Genomic DNA, 24143 nt, shown 5'->3' on the forward strand with positions numbered 1-24143 from the left:
GCCCGCGCCGGTCAGACGAGGGCCGCCTGCCGGTCGGCGTCCGGGTCCCGGTCGGCCGCCGTGCGCAGCCCCTCGCCCTCGACGTCGACGTTGGGCAGCGCCCGGTCCAGCCACCTCGGCAGCCACCACGCGCCCTTGCCGAGCAGCGCGAGGACGGCGGGCACGAGGGCCATGCGGACCACGAAGGCGTCGAAGAAGACCGCGATCGCGAGGCCGAAGCCGATCATCTTCACCATCTGCTCGCTGGAGCCGATGAAGCCCGCGAAGACCGCGATCATGATGACGGCCGCCGCCGAGACCACCCGGGCACCGTGCCGGAAGCCGGTCACGACCGCCTGGTCCGGCTGCTCCCCGTGGACGTACGCCTCGCGCATGCGGGTCACGAGGAACACCTCGTAGTCCATCGCGAGGCCGAAGACCACGCCCACCATGAAGATCGGCATCATCGACATGACGGGTCCGGTCTGCTCCACGCCGAAGAGCGAGCCGAGCCAGCCCCACTGGAAGACCGCGACGACGGCGCCGAGGGCCGCGAGCACCGAGAGCAGGAACCCGAGGGCCGCCTTGAGCGGCACCAGGATCGAGCGGAAGACGACGATCAGGAGCAGGAACGCGAGGCCCACGACCAGTGCCAGGTAGGGCACGAGGGCGTCGTTGAGCTTCTGCGACACGTCGATGTTCATGGCCGTGGTGCCGGTGACCATGATCTCCGCGCCGGTGTCCGCGGTGATCCCGGGGCCCGCGTCGCGGATGGCGTGGACGAGGTTCTCGGTCTCGATGCCGCTGGGCTTGGAGGACGGCACGACGCTGATGATCGCGGTGTCGCCCGCCTTGGTGAGCATCGGCGGCGCCACGGCCCGGACGTCGTCGAGGCCGGAGATCGTCTTGGTGATGCGCTGGGCGGCGGCCTTCGGGTCCTTGGCGTCCTTGAGGTCGCCGACCACCATCAGAGGGCCGTTGGAGCCGGGGCCGAAGCCCTCGGAGACCAGGTCGTACGCCTTGCGTTGCGTGGTGGACGTCGGCTGCGCGCCGTCGTCGGGGAGACCGAGCTCCAGCTGGGCGACCGGCACGGCGGCGGCGCCGAGGCCCACGATGCCGACGAGCAGCACGGCGATCGGACGGCGCACCACGAAGCGGGCCCAGCGGGTGCCCATGTTGGGCTTCGCCCCACCGGGAGCACCGGGAGTCCCCGGAGCCTCGCCGGCCGCGGCGCCCTTCTTCCTGCCGCCGCCGAACAGCCTGCTCTTCGCACCCGTCGGCATGACCCGCTTGCCCGCGTACCCGAGCAGCGCCGGTATCAGGGTCAGCGCGATGAGCACGGCGATGACGACCGTGCCGGCCGCGGCGAAGCCCATCTTGGTGAGCATCGGGATGTTGACCACGGCGAGGCCGACGAGCGCGATGACCACGGTGAGCCCGGCGAAGACGACGGCCGAGCCCGCGGTGCCCACCGCACGGCCCGCGGCCTCCTCGCGCTCCCGTCCCTCGGCGAGTTCGCCGCGGTAGCGGGAGACGATGAAGAGGGCGTAGTCGATGCCGACCGCGAGGCCGATCATCATGGCGAGCGTCGAGGTGGTGGTGCCCAGGTCGAGGGCGTCGGCGAGCGCGGTGATCGCGGAGACGCCGATGCCGACGCCGATCAGCGCGGTGAGCAGCGGCAGACCCGCCGCGATCAGCGAGCCGAAGGTGATGACGAGGACGACCGCGGCGACGGCGATGCCGATGATCTCGGTGGACCCGGTCTCCGGCATGGCCTGGAGCGCGTCACCGCCGACCTCGACCGTGAGCCCGCTCTCGCGCGCCTCGTCGGTGGTCTTCTCCAGCGCGTCGCGGTCCTCGTCGGTCAGCTCCATGGAGGTGACCTTGTACGAGACGGAGGCGTACGCCGTGGCGCCGTCCTTGCTGACCGTCTTGGCCACGAAGGGGCTGTCCGCGCGGGCGACCTGGTCGGAGCCGGACTTCAGGGCGGCGACGGTCTTGTCGATCTCGGCCTTGTTGGCCGGGTCGGTCACCTTCTCGCCGTCCGGAGCCTTGAAGACGACGCGGGCGCTCGCGCCGTCGGCGCTCGCTTCGGGGGCCCGCTTCTCGAGGAGGTCGAAGGCCTTCTGGGCCTCCGTGCCGGGTATGGAGAAGCTGCTGGACGTGGCGGTGGGCGCGGACGCCGCGCCGACACCGGCGAGGGCCAGCAGCGCCACCCAGATCAGGGCGACGAAGTGCCGCCGCCGGAAGGCGAGTTTGCCGAGTTTGTAGAGGAACGTTGCCACGGGGGCGTACTCCCGGTCAGGTCGTGGTGACTGCAGGGCAGGGGTGGTGAGCCCGACGACGTGTGGGACACCGCCCAGGTCTTGCGGGCGGTGGGGGAGGTGCGCGTCAGGAGGGGGTGGGGAGCGGGGTCAGACGCCGAGGGCGGGGAGGATCACGGCGTCGATGTACGAAGCGAGGAACGCGCGGTCCACCGGGCGGTCCTCGACGAGGTCACGGGCGACGAAACCGCCCACCATCATGTGGACGACGTAGTCGAGCGCGGGATTGTCCGCGGCGACCTCGCCGCGCTCCACCGCTCTGCGCAGCAGATCGCTCAGGCCGGTCAGCTCCGGCTCGATGAGCAGGTCACGCAGCGCCCGGTGGAGTTCGGGGTTGTCGTGGACGGCGTGGAACAGGCCCCGCATCAGCGCGGCGTCCCGCTCCATCTGGCAGTCGTCGGAACGGGCCACCATCTCGTTCAGGTCGCCGCGCAGCGACCCGGTGTCGATGTCCGCGAGGGACGCCGGCTTGCTGTGCCGCAGCGCCCTGGCGATCAGCTCCGGCTTGCTCCCCCACTGGCGGTAGAGGGTGGCCTTGCTGGAGCGGGTGCGGGTGGCGACGGCGTCCATCGTGAGCGCGTCGTACCCCACCTCGCGGAGCAGGTCGAGCACGGCCTCGTACAGCTCGGCCTCGCGCTCGGGCGTGATCCTGCTGCGCCGCGTCGTCGCCGCCTCAGCCATGGTCATCGCCTCCTGTTCCGAACGAAACGGTTTCGTACTCCAGCATCATATGCCCGGCACTATCGAAACGAAACGGTTTCGTACGTGGTCTGGGTCACGTCCGCCACGTCAGCGTGCCCCGGCTTCCGCACTCATACGTGTTCACGAGTTGCCGCGGGCCTACGGGCGGAAAAGCATGGTGAGGTGACCGACGAGCGCGACGATGCCCAGGCCGACCACTCCTACCTGCGATTTCCGCACCTCAGCGGCGACCGCCTCTGCTTCGCCGCCGAGGACGACCTCTGGGTGGCCCCCCTCACCTCCGGGGGCGCCCCGGCCGACCGGGCCTGGCGGGTCACGGTCGACCGGACCAAGGTGGGCCACCCCCGTTTCTCGCCCGACGGACGCCACATCGCGTACACGAGCTGGCGCAGCCTGGACCCGGAGATCCACCTGGCCCCCGTGGACGGCGGCCCCGCGCGCCGCCTGACCTACTGGGGCAGCACCGACACCCGGGTCTGCGGCTGGTCCCCCGACGGCGACATCCTCGCCGTCTCCTCGCACGCGCAGCCCTTCTCCCACCTCTGCTGGGCCTACAGCGTGCCCCTCGACGGCTCACCCGGCGGCAAGCTGCCCTGGGGCCCGGTCCACGACATCGCCGTCACCGACTCCCTCGCCGACGGCGACTGCGAGCGCAAGACGCTGCTGCTCACCGGCAAGCCGCCGCACGAGCCCGCCGCCTGGAAGCGGTACCGGGGCGGGGCCACCGGCCGCCTGTGGATGCACGGCGAGCGCATCCTCGAACACCTCGACGGACACCTCGACTCACCCATGTTCGTGGCCGGGCGCATCGCGTTCCTCTCCGACCACGAGGGCGTCGGCAACCTCTACTCCTGCCTGCCCGACGGCACCGGCCTCCGGCGCCACACCGACCACGACGCCTTCTACGCCCGCCACGCCGCCAGCGACGGCGCCCGCGTCGTCTACCAGTGCGCCGGGGACATCTGGCTGGTCGACGCGCTCACCGCCGACTCCACGCCGCGCCGACTCGACGTCCGGCTCGGCGGGCCGCGCCCCGGGCGGCGCGTCTACCAGGTGCCGGCCGCCAGCCACGTCGACGCGCTCTCCGTGGACGCGACCGGCCGGGCCAGCGCCGTCGTCGTCCGCGGCAGCCTGTACTGGCTGACCCACCGCGACGGCCCCGCCCGCACCATCGCCGACACCCCGGGCGTGCGGGTCCGCCTCCCCGAGATGCTCGGCACCGGCGGCCAGGTCGCCTACGTCACGGACGCCGAGGGCGAGGACTCCGTCGAGATCGCCTACCTGCCCCGCGCCACCGGCGTCCGGCCGCCGCGCAGACCGGTCAGCGGCGGCCTCGGCCGCGTCCTCGAAATGGTGGCCGACCCCGACGGGGAGCGGCTCGCCGTCGCCTCGGACGACGGCCGGCTGCTGCTCGTCACGCTGGCCGACGAGGCGGGCGCCGCCGACCTCAACCGCGGGCTCCGCGAGATCGACGAGGTCCGCGCGGGGCAGGCCGCCGAAGCCGCCCCGGACGAGGAGCCCGCCGAGGTCACCGAGCTGATCAGATCCGTCAACGGGCCCGTGCGCGACCTGGCGTTCTCCCCCGACGGGGCCTGGCTGACCTGGTCGCACCCCGGCGTGGGACGCTCCCTGCGCCAGATCAAGCTGGCCCGCGTCAAGGGCCCCGGCGCCCATACGGTCGTCGACGTCACCAACGGCCGCTTCGAGGACGAGAACCCGGTCTTCACCCGCGACGGGCGCTACCTCGCCTTCCTCTCCTGGCGCGGCTTCGACCCCGTCTACGACGTGCACACCGGCGACCTGTCCTTCCCCCTCGGCTGCCGCCCCTACCTCGTGCCGCTGTCGTCGGCGACGCCCTCGCCCTTCGCGCTGCTGCCCGACGGGAGACCCGTGGCGGGCGGCCTCGACCCGTCCGACGGCAGCTCCGGCGACGGCACGACGACCGTGGAGACCGAGGGCCTGGAGTCGCGGGTCACGCCCTTCCCCGTCGCCGCGTCGAAGTACTCCGCGCTCCAGCCCGTCAGCGGCGGCGGCCTGGTCTGGCTGCGCTGGCCGATCTCCGGGGCGCTCGGCGAGACCTTCGCGAACCCCGCCGACATGTCGGGCCGGCCGACCCTGGAGTACTTCAACATCACCAAGGCGAAGAAGTCGCAGCTCGTCGACCACCTCGACTGGTTCGCCCTCAGCGGCGACGGCTCCCGCCTGGTCGTCGTCGACGAGGGCGACCTGTCCGCCGTGCCCTCCACCGAGCCGGGCGACGGCGACACCACGGTCTGGATCGATCTGCGGCGCATCCTGCACGAGGTCGACCCGGCCGCCGAGTGGCGCCAGTCCTACGCCGAGGCGGGCCGGATCATCCGCTCCTACTTCTGGGACCCCGACATGTGCGGCATCGACTGGGACGCCGTGCTCGACCAGTACCGGCCGCTCGTCGAACGCGTGGCGTCCCCCGACGAGTTCGCCGACCTGCTGCGGGAGGTCCTGGGCGAGCTGGGCACCTCCCACGCCTACGTCTCCGCGGCCCGCCGCAACGAGGGCCCGCCCCACTACCAGCGCGCGATGGGCCTGCTCGGCGCCGACCTCGTCCGCAGGGACGGCGGCTGGATGGTCAAGCGCATCCTGCCCGGCGACTCCTCCGACTCCAAGGCGCGCTCACCGCTGGCCGGTTCGGGCATCCGCGAGGGCGCGGTCCTGACGCACGTCGACGGCCGCCCCGTCGACCCCGTGGCGGGCCCCTTCCCGCTGCTCACGGCGGCCGGCGGCACCACGGTCGAGCTGACGTTCCTCCCCGCGGAGGGCGAGGGCCGCGCGCGGCGGGTGGCCATCGTCCCCCTCGTCAACGAACGCCCCCTGCGCTACCAGGACTGGGTCGCCAAACGCCGCCAGGTCGTGCGGGAGTTGAGCGGCGGCAAGTGCGGCTACCTGCACATCCCCGACATGGGCGGCTCCGGCTGGGCCCAGTTCAACCGCGACCTGCGCCTTGAGGTCTCCCGGCCCGCGCTCATCGTGGACGTGCGGGGCAACGCGGGCGGCCACATCAGCGAACTGGTCGTGGAGAAGCTGACCAGGAAGATCCTCGGCTGGGACATCACGCGCAACGCCCAGCCCGTCTCGTACGCGTCCAACGCCCCGCGCGGCCCGATCGTCGCGCTCGCGGACGAGGCGACGTCGTCGGACGGCGACATGATCACCGCGGCCTTCAAGCTCCTCGGCCTCGGGCCTGTCGTCGGCCGGCGCACCTGGGGCGGGGTGGTCGGCATGACCGGCCGGCACACGCTCGGGGACGGCACGGTGATCACCGTGCCGATGAACGCGGGCTGGTTCCAGGCGTACGGCTGGGGTGTGGAGAACCACGGCGTGGCGCCGGACATCGAGGCCCTGCGCACGCCGCTGGACTGGGCGGAGGGCCGCTACGCCCAGCTCGACGACGCGGTACGGGTGGCGCTCGACCTGCTCGAACAGCACCCGGCCGCGGTCCCGCCCGGTTACGACGACGTCCCCGACCGGCGCAGGCCACCGCTGCCGCCCCGCTCCTGACTCCGCCGTGACACTGCGTACTTGATCGAAATGCGAGGTTCATCCCCCCGTGTAAATCTGGTCGGGACCTCACCGAGGCTCCAACCCCTCGCGAGGCACCGACCCCTCACTGACAACAGGAGTGAAGAACGCATGGGCATCAAGGACCAGTTCCAGGACAAGGCGCAGGACCTCGCCGACCGCGCCAACCGGGCCAAGGGCTCCGCGGGCGACAGGGACGAGACCCGCGAGCGCGCCTCGCGGGCCCGTGACGAGGCGAGGAACCGCGCCTCGCAGTCCCCGGACCAGGCCCGTGACGCGGCGCGGGAGCGGCAGGACCGGCTCGGCCGGGACCTCGACGAGGTCTGACGCCACGCCCCACTCGCGCACGGGAGGCCCTCGGGACGCCGGGGGCCTCCCGTGCGTTCAGATGTCAGCTGTTTCAGCTGTCTCAGCTGTCTCAGCTGTCCGGCAGCGGGCGGTCGGGCGGCAGGCGCGGGTCAGCGCGTGGCGCGCGCCGTCTCGTCCGCGGAACCGCCCGCCCCGACCAGGCCCTTCGAGACGCCCTTGAGCCGCGGCTCGAAGCGCCGCATCTCGCGCTGCCCCACCGAGCCGATGACCGCGGGCAGGTAGCCGCGCACGCCCTGCATGCCCCGCAGCCACCACTGCGCGTACACATGGCTGGAGCGCCGCTCGATGCCGGCCACGATGCGGTCGACCGCGGGGCCGAGCGGATACGTCTTGTTGGACGGCCACGGCAGCCGCTGCCGCAGCTCCCGCATCACGTCGTCCTGGTCGGCGCCGCGCACCATGTCCGTGTCGGTCCAGGAGAGATAGCCGACGCCGACCCTGACGCCCTTGTGGCCGACCTCGGCCCGCAGCGCGTGCGCGTACGCCTCGACACCCGACTTCGACGCGCAGTACGCCGTCATCATCGGCGCCGGGGTGATCGCGGCGAGCGAGGCGATCTGGAGCAGATAACCGCGGCTCTCCATCAGGACGGGCAGGAAGGCGCGCCCCGTCACCGCGCTGCCGATGAGGTTGACCTCGATGACCCGCCGCCAGGCGTCCGGGTCGGAGTCGACGAAGGGGCCGCCGCCCGCGACGCCCGCGTTGGCGACGACGACGTCGACCTTGCCGAAGCGCTCCTTGACCTCCTGCGCGACCCGCGCCATCGCCGTGTGGTCGGTGACGTCCGCGTGCCAGTGGGCGGACTCGGTGTGCAGCCGCTCCGACACCCGCTTCAGCTCGTCCGGCTCCAGGCCGACGAGGGCGACCTTGGCGCCGCGTGCCGACAGCTTGCGCGCGAGCAGTTCACCGACCCCGCGCGCCGCGCCCGTGACGACCGCGACCTGCCCCTCAAGGCTGACCCTGCTCATGCGCCCTCCTTCATCTGTACGGACTCCTGCTGCACGGGCTTCTGCTGTGCGGACTGCTGCCGCACGGACCCCTTTTGCGCGGACTGTGCCGTTACGTACGCCGTGACGAGGTCTCTGATGCGCCCGTTGACCGCCTCGGGTACCTCCACGGGCGTCATGTGCCCGACCCCGGCCAGTTCCGTGAGGCCCACGCACTCCGGCAGCGCCTCCGCGAGCCGCCGTGCGTGCACCACGGGCGTGAGCCGGTCGGCGAGTCCGGCGACGACGGCGGTGGGGACCCGCAACGCCGCGACCTCGACGTCGAGTTGCAGGGTGGCGAGCACGTGGGACCAGCCGTGCCGCACGGCCCGCGGGCAGGCGTGCACGATCCGCGCGCACGCCTCGACCCTGTCCGGCGCCGCGCCGGGGCCCATCGTGCCGTACCGCAGGACGCGCTTGGCGAGCGGCGTGACGGGGCCGAGCGGCGCCCGAGAGCCCAGCACGGAACGGGTGATGCGGGTCCGCAGCCGCCCGGCCCGCAGCGGCACCACCCGCGACTCGTCGACCAGGCTCGAACTGCCGGTGCTGCACAGCAGAACGGCCGCCGCGTGCTCACGGAACCTCGGGCGGTCCCCCGCGGCCATGATCGTCATGCCGCCCATGGAGTGCCCGCCGAGCACCGCCTGCTCGCCCGGCGCGAGCGTCGCCGCGAGGACCGCTTCGAGGTCGTCGGCGAGCGCCCGCGTGCTGTAGCCGTCGGGGTCCAGGGGCGCCGCGCTGCGGCCGTGGCCGCGCTGGTCGTAGACGATGACCCGGTGGTCGGCGGCGAGTTCGCGTATCTGCGCGGCCCAGAAGAGCGTCGAGCAGGTCCAGCCGTGCGCGAGCACGACGGCGGGAGCGCCCTGCGGCCCGGAGACCTCGACGTGGAGACGTGCCCCGTCGGCGGAGACCGCGGTCACCTCGTGCCCGGCGGCGTGCGGCGAGTGCGGTGCGCGCGGCCCGCCCGGGTCGCGGGTCAGCCGGCTCACGCCGTGGCCTCCGCCCGTGCGCCACGGGCCCCGCCGGCCACCGCCGCCTGCGGCTTCGCGGGGCGCAGCACCTCGTACTCGGAGAGGTCCACGCGCCGTGTCGCCGCCCGGAACTCGGTGGTCGTCCCCGGCCACACCGTCGTGTTGACGCCGTTCTCGTCGAGGTACCAGCTGTTGCAGCCGCCGGTGTTCCACACCGTGCGCTTCATCCGCTCCTGCACCCGGTCGTTCCAGGCGCGCACGGCTTCCGGCCTGGCCGCGAGCGCGGCGCGCCCGCCGAGCACGTCGAGCTGCCGCAGGTAGTCCGCCATGTAGTTCAGCTGGGACTCGATCATGAGGATCATGGAGGAGTTCCCGAGGCCGGTGTTCGGGCCGATGATCGTCATCCAGTTGGGGAACCCGGCGGCCGTCGCGCCGCGCAGCGCGTTCATGCCGTCCTTCCAGGTCTCCATGAGGGTGAGCCCCTCGTCGCCCACGACCCGGTCGGCGATCGGCATGTCCGTCACGTGGAAGCCGGTGCCGAAGATGATCGCGTCGGCCTCGGTCTCCGTGCCGTCGGCGGCGACCAGGGTGTTCCCGCGCACCTCGGCGAGGCCGCTGGCGACGACGTCGACGTGGGGCCGCGCGAGCGCCGGGTAGTAGGTGTTCGACAGCAGGATGCGCTTGCAGCCGATGCGGTACGTGGGGGTCAGCTTGCGCCGCAGCGCCGGGTCCTTGATCGCCCGGCACATGTTCCGCTTGGCGAGCCGCTCGACCAGGCCCAGCTCGTCGGGCCGCTTGGTGAACGCCTGGACCTGGAGTTCCCTGATCCCCCACAGGATGCCGCGCCGCGCCTGGGTGGTGAACGGCAGCCGCCGGTGCAGCCAGCGCTCGGCCCCGGTGATGGCGCGGTCGGCGCGCGGCATCACCCAGGGCGGCGTGCGCTGGAAGAGGGTCAGCCTGCCGACCCGCTCCTGGATGGCGGGCACGATCTGGATGGCGGACGCGCCGGTGCCGATCATCGCCACGCGCTTGCCGGTCAGGTCGTAGTCGTGGTCCCAGCGGGCGGAGTGGAAGACCTTGCCGGGGAAGGTGCCGAGGCCGGGGATGTCCGGGGTCTTGGGGTCGGAGAGCGGCCCGGTGGCCGAAACGACGACGTCAGCGGTCAGCGACCCGCCGCCGCTGGTCCCGATCTCCCAGCGCAGCCGCTCGGCGTCCCAGCGCACCAGCTCCACCTCGGTGTCGAGGCGGATGTGCGGACGCAGCCCGAAGGTGTCGGCGACGCCCTCCAGGTACTCCTGGATGCGCTCCTGGCCGGAGAAGGTGCGCGGCCAGTCGGGGTTGGGGGCGAAGGAGAAGGAGTAGAGGTGCGAGGGCACGTCGCAGGCGCAGCCGGGGTAGCTGTTGTCCCGCCAGGTGCCGCCCACCGAGCCGGCCCGTTCCAGGACGACGAAGTCGGTGATGCCTTCCCGCCGCAGCCGCACGGCCGCCCCGAGCCCGCCGAAGCCGGACCCGATCACCGCCACCCGTACGTGCTCGCGCTCGCGCCCCTGCTCAGGGCCACGCTCGTGCTCGGCCATGCCGCCGCCTCCCGAAGTACCCGACTCCGCCAGTAATCACTGGCGCAATGGGGAGAGTAGAACACCGCCGTACTCATGGGTAGGGGTCGGGACGGGAAAGTTACCTGCGGTACGCCCTAGGCTTCCCTCGTGGCAGACGAACAAGAGAACGGATCAGGGGACGTACGCGAGTACCGCATGGCCGAGCTGGCCAAGGCGGCCGGCATCACCGTGCGCACCGTCCGCTTCTACCGCGAGCGCGGCCTGATCCCGCCACCCCGCCGCGAGGGCCGCATCGCCTGGTACGACGAGCACCACCTGGCCAGGCTCCGCACGATCGCCGCCCTCTTGGAGCGCGGCCACACCCTCCAAGGCATCGCCGAACTCTCCGACGCCTTCGACAAAGGCCGCGACGTCGGCGAACTCCTCGGCATCGGCCGCCCCACCGAGGAGCAGCCGGTCCGCCTCACCCCCGAGGAACTCGCCGACCACTTCGCGGGCGAGGTGACCCCGGAGAACCTCGTCACCGCCCTCGACCTCGGCTACCTCGGCACCGACGGCGACGAGCTGGTCCACATCAGCCGCCGTCTCCTCGACGCCTCCTCGACCCTGGTGCGCAAGGGCGTGCCCCTGGCCGCGGTCCTGGAGGCGGGGCAGCGCGTCCGCGAGCACGCCGACGCGCTCGCCGAACTGTTCATCACCGTGATGCGCGCCCACGTCCCCGACACCGCGGAGGTGGACATCGAGCAGCTCCGCCCGCTGGCCAAGAGCGTGGTGGAGGCGGAACTCTCGATGGCACTCGACCGCCGACTCCAGCAGCCATAGGGCCTCAGCGGGGCAGCCACCAGCGGGCCTTGTAGATCCCGCCGTCCACCAGCTCGAAGCGGCTCTCGGGCCGGTGGACACTCACCGTGGTCGTCCACCACGTCTCGCCCAGTCCGCTCTCGGGCGACGCGGTCACGACCTGCCCGGTGCGCGGGTCGTCGCCGACGCACTTCACCGACTTGCGGGAGATCAGCTCGGCCCCCGCGAAGTCCCGCAGGAAGACGCGGCGGGCGGTGTCGTACTGGAACACCGCCGCGTTCGTCGTCACCCAGAGCCGCCCGGGCCGCCGCGCCACGGGGAAGAGGTCGTGCCCGCCGGGCGTCCGGCCCGGCGTCCCCACCGGCAGCCCGATCGCCGAGGTCCGCCTCAGCGCGGGCCGCGCGGGGGTCCCGCCCACCTCGTACGCCACCAGCTCGTCGTCGCCGATCGCCCACAGCATCCGCCGGGAGCCGTCCCAGTGCAGCCCGTGCGCGCCCTTGAGCGCGGCCTCGGCGTACCGCGTGGCCCGCGGGCCCTGCGACGCCGCGTACAGCCGGACGATCGCGCCCGTGCTGCACGCGACGGCCACGTTGCCGTCGGGCAGGATCTCGGCGCTGTGCGGGTTGAAGAGGTCGTCGCCGGGTCCGATCGCCGTGCCCCAGTACCGCTCGCCCGAGGGGTGGGCGACGACGGCGACGAAGCCGAACGACGCCGTCGTCAGGACGTAGGTACGCCCACGGTGCCTCCGCGCCTTCGACTCGCTCGGATAGACCCAGCTCACGTCCGGCGCGAGGTCCGCGTAGTCCGGGTCCTTGAGCGGCGAGAACTGCCACCGCACGACGGAGGGGTCGGCGGCCGGGTCCCAGACGCGCCGCCGGGGGTCGAGGACGAGGAGCCGCCGCGTCGCCTGCTCGGTGAGGAGCACGGGCGGCGTGACGTCTGGCCCGCCCGCGCCGTACGCCTCCGCGGGGCCCAGCGCGGCCACCGCCCCCGCGCCCGCCGCGCCGAGCAGCAAGGCCCGCCGGGACGGCGCGAACTGCGGTGCGGCGGCAGCCGCTGTGGTGGTCTTCGACGACACGACGGACATGAAGTCCCCCCGAACCCGACGGCAGTTGGGCATGACGCGACCGCAATCTGCCATGCCCCAAGGGCCCGGGACAGCCCTCTGCCGGACTTTATGACCGCGCGCCGCTCCCAGCACGGGCGGCACGCGGCACAACGGCCCGCTACAGGTCGTAGACCACCGTCACGGGCGCATGGTCGCTCCACCGCTCGCCGTGCGTCGCGGCCCGCTCCACGAACGCCTTGACCGCGCGCCCGGCGAGGCCCTCCGTGGCGACGTGGTAGTCGATCCGCCATCCGGTCGCAACAGAGCCAACTACGCTGCCGAGCATGAACCAATTAAGGGCGCTCAGCGCCATTCGGCTCTCGGTCAGGACAGACGAGACGACGTCTCCGGGTCGTCAGCGTGCGGCCAACTCCAACGAAGCGGCACGCCGTGGCGCTGTCATCGTGGGTGAAGCTGAGGACCTGGACGTATCAGCCACGAAGACGACTCCGTTCAACCGGCCGGAGCTGGGTGCCTGGCTTGCTCGCCCAGACGACTTCGACATGATCATCTGGTGGCGCATGGACCGCGCGGTCCGATCCATGGCCGACATGGCGGAGCTGGGCCGCTGGGCGAAGGACCACGGGAAGCTCCTCGTGTTCGCCGAAGGCCCTGGCGGCGCTCCGCTGGAGCTGGACATGCGGACAGTGTCGCCCGTCTCGGAACTCATCATGATGATGTTGGCCTTCAGTGCGCAGATGGAGGCACTAGCCATCAAGGAGCGCGTAACCGGCGCCATGGCTGCTCTCCGCACGCAAGGCCGATACTCCGGCGGCCTCGTCCCGTACGGGTACGGGAAGGTGAAGAACCCTGATGGCGAGGGCTTCAAGCTGGCTCCCGACCCGGAGGCCGTGAAGGTCCTGTCCGGCATCATCCGAGACGTCTTGGACGGCCAGTCCCTCACCGCCGTGGCCATGGCCCTGAACGAGGCCGGGACCCTGGTCCCCCGCGACTACCAGGCCGTGAAGGCTGGCCGCGAGCCTGGCGGCATGCGCGCCGGTCGTCGTCACGACCGCTTCAAGTGGACGGCGGGAACCCTGTCCAAGGTGCTCCGGTCCCCCGCGCTGATGGGGCACCGCATCCACAACGGGAAGCCGGTCCGCGACCGCGACGGGAAAGAAGTCCTGATCGGTGAACCCGTTCTGACGCGGGAGGAGTTCAACATCCTCCAGGACCACATGGGCACGCTGACGCCCCAGAAGAACCGGACCCGCAAGGACACCCAGGCCATGCTCCTGGGCGTCGCGAAGTGCCGTGGCTGCGGCGGCAATCTGTACCTATCGAAGCGGGCCGGAGGCAGTGATTACAACTGTCGCGCAACGGCGCGGGGTGAACGCTGCCAGGCCCCCGCCGGCATCCGCGCTGACTGGCTGGAGAAGTACGTGGAGGAGGAGTTCCTGGTCCGGCTCGGCCACTTCCAGATGACGAAGGTCATCACGCACAAGGGATACGACCCGACCCCGGAGCTTCGGGAGGTACAGGAGGAGATGCGCGCCCTGCTCGCCGTCAAGGGCTCCCTTGGGGGTTCCCGCGCCGCCGAAGCCATCTGGACGGAGGAGGTGGCCGCGCTGGGACGCCGCTTGGATGCCCTGGAGTCGACGCCCCGCACAGAAGCCCGTACAGAAGTCGTAGAGACGGGCGAGACGTACGCCAGCTACTGGGCGCGGCATGACGCCGCTGGCCGCCGTCAACTCCTCCTGGACGCTGGAGCCCGCGCGACCGTGGCAAAGGGGCGTTCAGGCGGAGGGGCTGAGCGGCTGAAGGGCCCAGACCCGGAGCGGCTGGCGTTCACGATCGGGGCTCATCAGGACCCGGAAGCGGCGGCACTCGAAGCCGTGGAAGAGGAGGAGCGCCAAGCGCATCTCGACTGAGACGAGGACAGCGCTACAACACCATCAGGCGCCCGTCCGGCCGGATCTTGGCGGATGTAGACCGGACTGGCGTCCTCTCGCAAGAGGAGTCACCATCATGCCCTACGCAGCGATGACCAGAACCGCACCCAGCACCACGTCAGAGCACGGTTTCCGCGTCCACGTGCTTCCCGATACGCCGGCAGAGCACGTCCTTCGGGTTCAGGAACTCTTGGAACTTCAGCGCATGGCACGCAAGCTTTGGGACCTGATCTTGAGCGGTCAGGGAACCGACCGCATGCGCACACGTGTGGAGCGCCTGGAGGCAGCGCAAGCCGCGCTGATGGGTGCGCCGGAGTTGTTCGCACAGTGTGGCTCATGCGGCCACATGCCCGACGCGCCGCCAGAGGCGTTGCCTGTCGCCGCCTGATGAGGGCCACCGCGGGCGCCTGAGAGCAGCGGCGAGACAGACAGGGGTCGGCCCATCGGTCGGCCCCTCTGCCGTTCCTGGGGTCACGGGGAGCCGTAGACCGATGGGCCGTCACGTTTCGTCGCATCGTCGGCGGAGCGGCCGCGCCTCTGCTGACCTGGGAAAACAGCGGAAAGACTCTATTTTTGTTACGTAATCTGAAAAAAACTACTATCTAGTGTTCTTCCTCAGAGGCTGTCTCTCTTCGGCTTACCCCTCCACAGCCGAAGCTTCTCGGATTACGTAACTAGGGCCGATGCCAGCCGCCCCGCCGCTGCCTCCGCCCGCAGGCCCAGCGAGCCCCACACGGGCCCCTGACGGCCCCGGAACGCCTCCGCGGCAACACGGTTCCACCGTCAGGCTCCCTGCCCGTCCAGGGCGCGCACAGGCACTCCAGGGCGACGTTCTGTCCCGCCTTCGTGAACGCACGGCCCCGGCCAGGTTCTCCACCTAGCGCCTAGGTGACGCCGAGACCCAGGCCGAACAACTCGACCGGCTCCTGTCAGCGGGCACCGCGCCTAACGTCAGCGTGGGAGTAGTCCCTACTCGCCTTCGCCGGCCGCGCATGCCCGTAGAAGGGTTCTGGATCTTCGACACAGCACAGGTGAACGTGGAGCTGATTTCGGGTCACCTCACCATCACCCAACCCAGCGAAGTCAAGGCGTACGTTGACGCGTTCGCCACGCTCGACGATATGGCGGTGTACGGAGACAGGGCGCAAGCACTGATCACACGCGCCCGTGATGCATTGCTCTAATCCGCGTGCAATCCTGCGCAGTCGACTACGTGTCGACGTCTCTCCGTTCCTAGCTTGGTTGGCACCGGCCCACGTGAAGGGGATGAGGCCATGCAAGCGTCTGGTAGCGGCCTGCCGACGGAAACGGCGAAGACGCTGGAGCGGGTCAGGGAGCGAGGCGACACACGACTACTGCCCTGGAAGACCGAGTCAGGGAAGGAGTGTCTCCTCAGCACAGACGACCCCGCGGGGCCGCTGTCACGCATCGCGGACGCCCTGGAAGAGAAGCAGATTGAAGCGGCTGGGCATGTCCTGGAAGCGGCCATTTCGACACTGACCAACCCGCTGTCTCCTCGTTCTGAGATCGAATACATGAGCCGTCGCCTGGTGGAGGTTCTGGCCGACGTCATGCGCATCGCAGAGTCCCGCCGGCTGCGGCTTCCGGCCACTGCAAGTCAGCGGGCGGAGGACAAGTAATGGCTGTCCGCTCCCTGTACCGCTACGTCCGTCACCGGATCAGGCACATTCCCAGCGAAGGAGTCCAGTACCTGGGCATCTGCACACGCGATGGACGCGGACAGGACTCCGACCCGCAAAGGGAGGAGACCGCGGCCCAAGACTGGATGCTGAAGCATGCTGGGATGACTGGACACCAGCTTTTTCCTCCGCATGGTCGTGACCGACTACGCGCAAGTCTTCCGGGACTGACAGGCGCCCCAATACTGCCCCTGCCGTGTGTGGGACCCCCGAGGCGCACGGCAGGGGCTTTCATGTGTCCAAGGTCACATGACTCTCTCAGATATCGAACACCGCAGTCACGGGCGCATGGTCTGACCAGCGGTCTCCGTGCGAAGCGGGACGCTCGACGTACGCCTTCACAGCACGCTTGGCAAGTTCAGGCGTTGTGCAAACTAGGTCGATCCGCCAGCCCGTGTCGTTGTCGAAGGCGCGCCCGCGGTAGGACCACCAGGAGTAGGGGCCCTCGACGCCGGGGTGCTGCTCGCGGACCACGTCCACGTACTCCTCGAAGACCTCGTCCATCCAGGCCCGCTCCTCGGGCAGGAAGCCGGAGTTCTTCTTGTTGCCCTTCCAGTTCTTGAGGTCGGCCTCCCGGTGGGCGATGTTCCAGTCGCCGCAGACGACGACGTGGCGTCCCTCGGCGGCGGCCCGCGCCTTGAGCTCCTTCAGGTACACGAGGAACTCCGCCATGAACCGGACCTTCTCGTCCTGCCGCTCGGTGCCGACCTCGCCGGAGGGCAGATACAGGCTGGCGACGGTGACGCCCGGCAGGTCCGCCTCCACGTACCGCCCGCTGCCGTCGAACTCCGCCGAACCGAAGCCGACCCGCACCCGGTCCGGCTCGCGGCGCGTGTACAGGGAGACCCCGGCCCGCCCCTTCGCCGCGGCGGGCGCGTGCACGACGTGCCACCCCTCGGGCTCACGGACGCCGTCGGGCAGCTGCTGCGGCTCGGCGCGCACCTCTTGCAGGCACAGCACGTCGGCGGCGGTCTCGGCGAGCCACTCGACGAAGCCCTTCTTGGCCGCGGCACGCAGGCCGTTCACATTCACAGAGGTCACTGTCAGCACACCACTCGCCTACTCTCCTCGGCCTCTTCCCGTCCTGGGGCCAGAGGTCAGGCTGTCATACGGTGTCGCCGCACCAACGGGCACACTGGATGACCGATACCCCTTATTGCCGCATAGAAGTACGATACCTCGCATGACTATCCAAGACGCCCAGGGCGCGACGGCCCCCGCCGCACCCGCTGTCCACCTGCGCACGGTCACCTTCGCGCACCCCGACGCCGTCGCGCTCAACGACCGCGTCCAGCTCGAATATGCGGAGCGCTACGGCGACGAGGGCGACGTCACGTTCCTCGACCCGTCCATGTTCGAGCCGCCCCGCGGGCTGTACGTCATCGCGTACGACGAGAACGGCACCCCGCTGGCCACCGGCGGCTGGCGCTCGATGGACGCGGACGGCGAGGGCTACTCCGACGGCGACGCGGAGCTGAAGCGGATGTACGTCACCCCGGAGGCCCGCGGCCTCGGCCTCGCGCGCCGCATCCTGGCCGTCCTCGAACAGGACGCGAGGGACGCCGGCCGCACCCGCATGGTCCTGGAGACGGGCACGAAGCAGCCCGAGGCGATATCCCTCTACACCTCCACCGGCTACACCCCCGCCCCCAGCAAGTTCGGCCACTACCGCTTCGACGACCTGAGCCTCTGCTACGAGAAGCCGCTGTAACCCGAGAACGCGCGGGGGCAACGCAAAGATCCCGCCCGGTTCGATGAACCGGGCGGGATCTCATGTGCAGTGGGCCGTTCGCGGGTGGGTCTGACCTGGATCTACAGAAGCGTTGCGTAGACCCTCCCCATCACTTGGAAGATCATTTCCCGACTGTTTGCGTGATGCACACACAGGCACCTACCTGATTGACGGAACGGCCTCGCCCCGGATCCGAAGCGCCCGCGGATGCCCCCGAGACGCGAGCACCTCCACCACCTTGCCCACGGCCGCGTCGACGGCCTCGTGCTCCCAGAGCCGCAAGGGCACCCACCCCAATCGGACGAGATGGGCATCGGTGTCCGCGTCCCGCCGGACATTGCCCTCAAGCTTCTCCCGCCACCACTCCCGGTTGTGCACCGGCGCGTGCTGGTGTTGCGGGCAGGCGTGCCAGAAGCAGCCCTGGACGAACACCGCCGTCTGCCACTTCACGAACGTGACGTCCGCACGGCGTCGACGCATTATCGGAATCGGCAGGTCCACGTGATAGCGAAAGCCCAGTGCGTGTAGCGCTCGCCTCAGAGCCAGTTCAGGCACCGTACCCCTGCTGCGTTGCGCCAGCATCACCCGCTGAACACTGGAATCCCTCGGGACCGGCAGCTCCAAGGCAACTTCCGTTCGATCACATGGCGGCCACGTTTGCGTCACCATTAGTTACCGTGCCGACTTCACTCCTATAAAAATCAATGATGGGTGACCTCCGGGCAGTGTTTCGGCTTTACTCCCTGCAACTCGGAAAAGCGAGGCACCGGATCCAGAAGAATGTAGCTCGCCGCTTTTCTACTGAAGACCAGCCGCAAGCAACCCGCACTCTAAAGAGCAGCTCGCGTGGAGCCGCCATGACCGCCGACAAGTCTCAGGTTTCCGTGAGTGCGGTCTTAGTGGCCCCTCCATGCTGCGTAACCCGGGGACGACACTGGACCTTCACCGCTCCGCGGGTGAACGCCTCGTCGGTGGCCTTGCTGGACCAAACGAACGCATCACCCGGCCTCAGCCCCGCCATCTTCTCGGGAGTCAGATTGGCGAGTGCGGCATTCGCTTTTTGGAGGTGCTTGAGCCAGGCCGGCGAGATCATCTTGTGCAGCACCATGTGATTGGACAATTCGATCAACGAGATGGGCACCGAGGGCGGATCCTGACTTGCCACCAGGATGGACATTCCCTTGTGTCGCATCTCGCGGACGCTTGCCACCAGTCCGTCGACGAGATCCGGGCTGTGAATGTACTTGTGAGCTTCGTCGAAGACGACCAGTTTATTGAAGGACTGTCCGTCGTACGTCGCGTCCGCGAAGAGCTGCATGAGAACCACGAACAGCCCCAAAGCCTCGTCCTTGTCGATGTACTCGTCCCTCAGGTCCACGATGATGAGACGCCCGGGCCGGACCAAGTCCTGCAGTCGCACACTGTCGTCGATGTACTCGGCAGCCAGTTCCAGACGCTGGAAGGCGAGCTGCTTCAAGGCATCGGAGAGCGGTGAGTCCTCCACACCCTGACGAATAGCCTCCAGGGTGAGATTGCGGCGATGAGCCTTCATAATCCGCCCGAGCTGGCGGATATAGATCGACTGGTTCCCGATGGCCCCCATCAGAAATCGCCAGTGTGCCGCCTGTAGCTCCGACGATGCGAAGGCCAGTGGCCGGACATCCAGAGCCGGGTACTCCTCCCGCCGATCCTCCACCTTGTCGGCCGGTGCAAGCAGCACGACGTCGGACATTGCCGCGGGCTCGGCTCCGTAGCGGGCACGCAGTGCTGCTAGTTGTGCCTCGTCGCTGTTAGGGCGCGTCATGCTGGTGAACTCGGGCGCGTAGTCCTGGGTGTCGCTGTAGTGGAAGACGATGCTGGCCAACGGATGCGTCAGCTGATTGACACCGGGAGTGGGCAGGCTCGCCATCTCCAGGATCGAGCCGAGCGTGTAGCTCTTGCCGCCGCCCTGGACGCCAAACAGGCTGATGGTGTGGGTCTCGTTGAGGTCCAGCGCGATCGTCCGCCCGGCGGTTGTCCCCAGCAGGCCGTACTGCGGTGTCGGCTGGGACACGCCGAGGAAGACATTAGGGCTGAGCAGCACGTCTCCGTCCTGCGCTGGACCATTGGCATCCCGCGGCGAAGGCTCGTCCCACCGCGTGGCGGGGGCAGCGGACGAAAGCTCCGGTTCTGTCTCGGACGCCGGGGCGGACTGGACAATGGGAACGGTGAGAAGGAGCTCCTGAGGCTCGGTCGGGGTCCCACGGCCGACGGAAGCTTCCGCGCCCGTCGGTGCGTGTGCCGTATCAGCCTCTAGTTCACCGTCCTCCGCCTCCAATTCGCCGGGCGTCGACTCCGATTCGCTGTCCGCGGCCTCCAGTTCATTGTCCGCCGGCAAACGCAGCGGAGCGGGCTCGTCGGGCACGTCGCGCGTCCGCTGCCGGGGACGCAGGCTCTCGGTGGCCTCGCTCCGCTCAAGGCCGAGGGCGGCGACCGGGAGCTGCTGCGGCGTGCTGTGGACACGGCCGCCGAGGTACTCCGTCTCGATCATGTCCAACAGCTGACGTACCACGTCCTTTCCGATCCTGTGGAAGGTGACACCGCCGTCCGCCTCGGAGTCAGTCCCGCAATGCCCCAGGTCGAAGACCATGCCTGTACTGGCGAATTCGAGTGAGTAGCCGTGGTCCAGGTGCTCCAAAAGCCAGCGCGCCTCGGCATACGCCTTCTCGTCGAAGAGGCCGTACCTGTTCGCGCGAGCGAGATAATAGCCCAGCAACGAGCGAAGCATGAGGTTACGCAACGGGCGGTCGGCCCGCCTGACCTCGGGGTCGAATTGCTCGGCCAGGACCCGCCGGCTGCTCTCGACCTGCTGGATGATCTGCTTCTTCTTCGCCTCGTACGCCCCCAGGCCGCCGACCCCACTGAAGCACTTCACCTCGACGAGCCGGCATACGATGCTCCGGCGCTCCGCGTCCAGGTCGAGCAGTGCGAGGTCGGTGCGGTGCAGCCGCACCATCGCCTCACCGGACGCGAGTCGGCGCCTGTCCTCGCCGTACAGGTCGATGTGCGCGTCGAGAGGGATCAAGATCTGGTTCCTGAGGGCATCCGCGGAGCCCAAATACAGCCGGGCCAGCGCCAGACCGAGGACCTCACTGTGGCTGCTCTCGCTGAGGGCGGCGAGCTTGAAAGCGAAGCTGCCGGACAGTTCCCGCAACTGATCGAAGAAGGTCGCCACATGGCGTTCTTCGATGCCGAGTTTCCGGTCGGCGAGGACGGGACCGATCAGCGCGCGGAGTTCGTCGACCGAACGTGAGGAGACCACGATGTGGTGTCCCAGGCCGGTCTGTGAGGTGGCCGAGTAGTCGATGACGTACTCGGGCCGGTCGGCCCGGCCGTGGTCGAAGTACTCGACGCCGAGTGTGCGGTCGACCGTGATGACCCAGTCGCTGGCCTGGTGCACGTCGTGCAGCAGGGCCCGGTCGCCCGGCGTCAGGCGCAGGGTGATCTGTGGCAGATGTCCCGGGCGCGGCTCGCCGGAGGTGACGGTGACGACAGCGGCCGACAGCGCCTCGGGCAGGGCGGCGAGCAGGTCTCCCGTCTCCTCTGTGCCCAGGAGGGGGTCGGTTGCGCCGTGGCGTGGCTGGCGGCTCCATGCCACATACTCATCGTCTTCCGTGTAGACACTGGTCAGTTCCTGCACCAGGCCGTGCGCGGCCACCCGGCCGGTCGTGCGGACTCCTGGAGCGATGTCGTACTGCTCTCCACCGAAGGGATCGAACAGAATGCTGAGGTGTGCCGGGAACTCGTCTGCCCGATGACGCAGATCGGCCGCGTCGCGCACTACGATGGCGAGTTTGGGCCGGAGCGGATCACCGGGCGTGGCGAATGCCTCAGCGGCGACAGAACGCGTGCCCGAGGCGGGCGAGAACAGGCCGGTGAGCGCCTCGCCGACCCACGGTTCGGCCGGGTTGTCCGCGAACAGGCGGATGGTGTAGCGCAGATGAGCCAGGTGTTTGCGGCTCTGCAGCTCAGTGAGCATCGCGGTCAGCAGATCACCCCGGCCGGCACCCAGGGCGTTGATGACCAGACTGTCGGCGTACGGGTGGAGCCGTACGTAGCGTTCCACCCGGTCGGCGAGGTCGCTGCCGGTGACCAGCCCCGAGGCCGCCGCGTCGGAGGCCGCTCCGACTGCCGCCGCGAGCAGGGACACGGTGCCCCGGGGGTCGGCGGTCTCGCTCGGCAGACACACCTGCCAGAAGTCGGTGAGCTGTCCGCCTGCGAAGGTGAGCTCACCCGTGGTCAGTGGCACGACCAGGGGAAAGCCAAGTGGTACGAGTGAGGTGCTGAGGCTGTACAGGCGCTCTTGGACGGTGGTCCGGTTCTCGCTCACCAGCCGTTCCAGCCAGTGGTCGGCCAGCGCCGCTTGTCCACTCCACCACAGCATCCGCAGCGGATGTGTCGGGGCCACGATGATCACCCGACGTCGGCCGCCACGCGCGTCGGTCAGGTCTACCTGTAGCGTATCCGTGCGCAACAGCAGGGCCAGCTCGGCACGGTCCCGGTCCCCGGTGCTCCCTCGCGGGTTCTCCAACGCGCGGACGCAGCGGTTCACCGCTCTCAGGTACGCCTCCGCGTACGCGTCCGTTTCCTTGCGGACGGTACGCGGATCCGTCGCCTCCACCACGAGGGGTGCCGTACCCTCGGCGTCCCTGCGCACCGCGGCGAACAGCTCGGCACGGGCCTGGAGATAGGCGTCGAAGTCGCTGTCGGCTTCCGCCGTGACAGCCAGGGTCTCGTCGTCCCCCAGTACCGCGACTCCGGTGGCGTCGACCGTGAGACGGGGCCCCTCAAGGCTGTACGGCAGGGCCAGCATGCGTTGCTCGGCTTCGGCAAGCGGAATGGGCAAGTCGATGGTGACCGACCCGGCCACGCCGAACGAGGCCTTCAAAGGCCATGTCTTGGCGGTCTTGGCCGCCCAGCCGATGTCACGGCAGACGACCCGGGCGGGATCCCGTCCCTCGGCGAGGGCGGTGAAGCGCAGCTTGTTCACCGCCTGGGCCAGCCCGGGGGCGTGCTGGGACCGCCGCACCGGGGGATCCTCGAACTCCCCCTCGGGGACGACGTAAAAGCGGTCGCTCTCATCCGGCCGCTGCGTGCCGTCCACCCCCACGACCGGCATGGCGTCACCGTTGGAGTCCAGCGGGGTGACCCGTACGAAGTGCCAGCCTTCCTCCCAGTCGGCCTTGCTGCGGCCCCTTTTGAGTTTGATGTTCGCCTTGAAGCGTGTCCTGGCGGTCTTGGTGACCGAAGCCGTCGCGGTGAAGCCGGTGGGACTGGCGGTGGTGGTTCCGCTGTCGCCGTCGGTCTCGGACTCGGCGAAGATCTGGACGGCGAACCGGCTGAGTCCGGGGATGTGGCGGGCGTCAGGTTCGACCGTGAAGGTCACCGGCAGCGAGGTGAGCCCGCCGGGCAGGAGGTACTGTGCGCCGAAGAGCCGTTCCAGAGCGGGATGGTTGCGCAGATCGTCCTGATTCTGTCCGGCCTTGGGCAGCGAGGACAGCTCCTCTACTTCGATGCCCACCTTCTCGTCGCCGGGCTCGTTCTCCTGCGGCCAGTTGTGGAAGGCCAGCGGCCAGTTGTCCTGGTCGACCGCGATGGCACGGCACCAGCTGCCCGGTTCGTCCAGACCGCCGTCGGCCGCGAACTCGACCAGGCGGCGTACGAAAGCCTGGTGCGCCGGAGAGTTCTGCGGCAGGCCGAGGGCCAGCACCCGCTGGCGGTCGGTCGCGGCCGAGTCCGTCAGGCGCATTACCGTCTTGCGGTTGCGATCCGCCTTGCGCGTGATCACCGCCAGGTCCTGGAACAGTTCGAAGTCGGGAATGAGCCCGAGCAGGAAGACCGCCGCGCCGGCTACCTGCGGGTCGAATTCGTTCTCCCGCAGGGTCAGCAGATAACGGACCGCGGCCTGGTTGCTCGCCGCGGGCCAGTCTTCCGCCGAGAGCCGGTCCAGCAACTCGGTGACGGCCGACCGCAGCCCGTCGGGCACCTCGCGCAGGAGGGAAGCCTTCAAGTTGCGGTGGACGTCGCTCAGGGACAGCTGCTCGAAAGTGGCGATGCCGAAGGAGTCCTCGGCACTGGCGCGCGTTCCCGGCGGTACGAACACCAGCAGGGGAGGCCGCAGCCCGCCCCGTTCGTCGGGGTTGCGCAGCTCCACCAGCTTGGTGCTGCTCACCGCCACATCGGCGGGAAGATGCGGCGTGCCGTTGCCCAGGACGAACACCTGGGACTGGGGTACGGCCGTACGCAGGCCCCGCACCAGCCGGGTCGCGAGTTCGACGTCGAGGTCGCCGAGGCGCATGCAGTGCCCGGCTTCCCGGCCGCGCAGTACGGAGGCGAGCTTCGGCAGCAAAGCGTGCTCCAGGGCGTCGCGCCACTGGGCCTCGGTGATCTCGTTCAGTCCGTGTGCCATGCCGTCTGTCCTTC

Annotated in this window: 16 protein-coding genes and 3 pseudogenes; 9 read left to right on the forward strand and 10 right to left on the reverse strand. The window is 69.8% G+C overall.

The features are described 5' to 3' along the window. Positions 1-11: 11 nt before the first annotated feature. Together DCW30_RS09005 and DCW30_RS09010 are read right to left on the reverse strand one after the other, a co-directional pair. Entirely contained in the window at positions 12-2264 is a 2253-nt protein-coding gene (locus tag DCW30_RS09005) for an MMPL family transporter (RefSeq protein ID WP_076685714.1), read from the reverse strand. A 129-nt stretch (positions 2265-2393) separates the two neighbouring features. Then, on the reverse strand, positions 2394-2984 hold the full coding sequence (locus DCW30_RS09010; protein ID WP_062780993.1) for a TetR/AcrR family transcriptional regulator: 591 nt from the start codon (positions 2982-2984) through the stop codon (positions 2394-2396). A gap of 183 nt (positions 2985-3167) precedes the next feature. Between DCW30_RS09010 and DCW30_RS09015 the strand changes: the two genes are divergently transcribed. Together DCW30_RS09015 and DCW30_RS09020 are read left to right on the forward strand one after the other, a co-directional pair. After that, a complete protein-coding gene (locus tag DCW30_RS09015; protein ID WP_076685713.1) occupies positions 3168-6542 on the forward strand; it encodes a S41 family peptidase in 3375 nt (1124 codons plus the stop codon). 132 nt (positions 6543-6674) lie between these two features. Continuing rightward, the gene (locus DCW30_RS09020; RefSeq protein WP_076685712.1) at positions 6675-6890 is read left to right on the forward strand and encodes a hypothetical protein; all 216 of its coding nucleotides are present in this window, start codon (positions 6675-6677) and stop codon (positions 6888-6890) included. Between the two features lie 131 nt (positions 6891-7021). On the opposite strand, the gene DCW30_RS09025 is transcribed toward DCW30_RS09020, so the two are convergent. Genes DCW30_RS09025 through DCW30_RS09035 form a run of 3 tightly spaced genes read right to left on the reverse strand, consistent with a single transcriptional unit; the run spans position 7022 to position 10466 of the window. Continuing rightward, complete coding sequence (locus DCW30_RS09025; RefSeq protein WP_076685711.1) at positions 7022-7900, reverse strand: SDR family oxidoreductase; 879 nt, start codon at positions 7898-7900, stop codon at positions 7022-7024. Further along, on the reverse strand, positions 7897-8907 hold the full coding sequence (locus DCW30_RS09030) for an alpha/beta fold hydrolase (protein WP_079250099.1): 1011 nt from the start codon (positions 8905-8907) through the stop codon (positions 7897-7899). Before DCW30_RS09030 ends, DCW30_RS09025 begins: the two co-directional genes overlap by 4 nt. Beyond that, positions 8904-10466 (reverse strand): flavin-containing monooxygenase, encoded by a 1563-nt coding sequence (locus tag DCW30_RS09035; protein WP_076685710.1) that lies wholly within the window; start codon positions 10464-10466, stop codon positions 8904-8906. Before DCW30_RS09035 ends, DCW30_RS09030 begins: the two co-directional genes overlap by 4 nt. Before the next feature lie 177 nt (positions 10467-10643). Here DCW30_RS09035 and DCW30_RS09040 point away from each other — a divergent pair, with 177 nt between their 5' ends. Next, positions 10644-11270 (forward strand): MerR family transcriptional regulator, encoded by a 627-nt coding sequence (locus DCW30_RS09040; RefSeq protein ID WP_076685709.1) that lies wholly within the window; start codon positions 10644-10646, stop codon positions 11268-11270. A 4-nt stretch (positions 11271-11274) separates the two neighbouring features. On the opposite strand, the gene DCW30_RS09045 is transcribed toward DCW30_RS09040, so the two are convergent. After that, positions 11275-12327: a DUF6528 family protein gene (locus DCW30_RS09045; protein WP_241743518.1), complete on the reverse strand. Its 1053-nt coding sequence runs from the start codon at positions 12325-12327 to the stop codon at positions 11275-11277. A gap of 148 nt (positions 12328-12475) precedes the next feature. Further along, positions 12476-12613 (reverse strand): annotated as a pseudogene (locus tag DCW30_RS09050) (exodeoxyribonuclease III); the annotation flags it as partial. A 28-nt stretch (positions 12614-12641) separates the two neighbouring features. Between DCW30_RS09050 and DCW30_RS09055 the strand changes: the two are divergent. The 5 genes and pseudogenes from DCW30_RS09055 to DCW30_RS38340 form a co-directional block, all read left to right on the forward strand. Next, positions 12642-14228, forward strand: coding sequence for a recombinase family protein (locus tag DCW30_RS09055; RefSeq protein ID WP_076685707.1), 1587 nt, complete (start codon positions 12642-12644; stop codon positions 14226-14228). 97 nt (positions 14229-14325) lie between these two features. Beyond that, a complete protein-coding gene (locus DCW30_RS09060; protein WP_076685706.1) occupies positions 14326-14637 on the forward strand; it encodes a hypothetical protein in 312 nt (103 codons plus the stop codon). Between the two features lie 508 nt (positions 14638-15145). Next, positions 15146-15433, forward strand: a pseudogene (locus DCW30_RS37380) (Scr1 family TA system antitoxin-like transcriptional regulator); the annotation flags it as partial. A 90-nt stretch (positions 15434-15523) separates the two neighbouring features. Next, the gene (locus DCW30_RS09065; protein WP_079250098.1) at positions 15524-15889 is read left to right on the forward strand and encodes a hypothetical protein; all 366 of its coding nucleotides are present in this window, start codon (positions 15524-15526) and stop codon (positions 15887-15889) included. Further along, positions 15889-16089 (forward strand): annotated as a pseudogene (locus DCW30_RS38340) (DUF7848 domain-containing protein); the annotation flags it as partial. The gene DCW30_RS09065 and the pseudogene DCW30_RS38340, both read left to right, overlap by 1 nt. Positions 16090-16207: 118 nt before the next feature. Here the strand turns inward: DCW30_RS38340 and DCW30_RS09070 are convergent. Beyond that, positions 16208-16999: an exodeoxyribonuclease III gene (locus DCW30_RS09070; protein WP_076685704.1), complete on the reverse strand. Its 792-nt coding sequence runs from the start codon at positions 16997-16999 to the stop codon at positions 16208-16210. 133 nt (positions 17000-17132) lie between these two features. Here DCW30_RS09070 and DCW30_RS09075 point away from each other — a divergent pair, with 133 nt between their 5' ends. After that, positions 17133-17660: a GNAT family N-acetyltransferase gene (locus DCW30_RS09075; protein WP_076685703.1), complete on the forward strand. Its 528-nt coding sequence runs from the start codon at positions 17133-17135 to the stop codon at positions 17658-17660. Positions 17661-17840: 180 nt separating this feature from the next. On the opposite strand, the gene DCW30_RS09080 is transcribed toward DCW30_RS09075, so the two are convergent. Together DCW30_RS09080 and mads8 are read right to left on the reverse strand one after the other, a co-directional pair. Beyond that, positions 17841-18305 (reverse strand): very short patch repair endonuclease, encoded by a 465-nt coding sequence (locus DCW30_RS09080; RefSeq protein WP_205576609.1) that lies wholly within the window; start codon positions 18303-18305, stop codon positions 17841-17843. A 250-nt stretch (positions 18306-18555) separates the two neighbouring features. Next, positions 18556-24129 (reverse strand): methylation-associated defense system ATP-binding protein MAD8, encoded by a 5574-nt coding sequence (mads8, locus tag DCW30_RS37385; protein WP_076685702.1) that lies wholly within the window; start codon positions 24127-24129, stop codon positions 18556-18558. Positions 24130-24143 lie beyond the last annotated feature (14 nt).

The sequence above is a fragment of the Streptomyces alfalfae genome, from assembly GCF_004127445.1.
GTDB lineage: Bacteria > Actinomycetota > Actinomycetes > Streptomycetales > Streptomycetaceae > Streptomyces > Streptomyces alfalfae.